Origin of the sequence: Xanthovirga aplysinae, assembly GCF_009711365.1 — a bacterium.
Lineage (GTDB): Bacteria > Bacteroidota > Bacteroidia > Cytophagales > Cyclobacteriaceae > Xanthovirga > Xanthovirga aplysinae.
Genome location: NZ_SMMB01000163.1, coordinates 1 through 549 on the forward strand (window position 1 = coordinate 1; position 549 = coordinate 549).

1 protein-coding gene is annotated in these 549 nt (G+C 35.2%); it reads right to left on the reverse strand.

Features of this window, described 5'->3' with window-relative positions; all coding sequences use genetic code 11:
- Positions 1–96: 96 nt before the first annotated feature.
- A partial coding sequence (locus E1171_RS00270; protein ID WP_155202990.1) for a glycosyltransferase occupies positions 97–549 on the reverse strand: 453 nt, incomplete at its 5' end.

Consider the following 549-nt stretch of genomic DNA (forward strand, 5'->3'; position numbering starts at 1 on the left):
AAAAAAAAATAATGATTGTTTAAAGAAGAATAGAATATGATGAGACCAATAGCAATCTAAACTTGTTATCCTTTATTCCAGATAATAATTCCCCAATTACGTCAATTGACTACCAACCCCTAAACCTAGAATGGATTCAACCAATTTTCTATAATTTATTTCTGCCACAAATTTCTTTTCCCAGGACTTTCGGCTTTTTTCCCTTTTTTGATAAAAATTGTTATCCAAGATTTTTGAAAGAGCATTTATTATATCGTACACCTCACATGCTTTAGGAAGCAATATTCCATTTTCATTAGAAACAATCTCGGAAGTACCACCCACTGCAGTGGCGATAACCGGAATTCCATAGCTTTGCGCTTCCATAATTGTCACTGGAACCCCTTCAGTATCACTGACATTCATAAAAACATCCACCCTCTCTTCTCTATAAAAATTTAGCACTTCCTGATGAGGAACGGCCCCTTTTAGTTCTGCCTGTAGGTTGGGCTGCTTAAAAGTTTTTATATAATTTCTTAATTTTTTTTCCAACGGTCCTCCTCCCATATG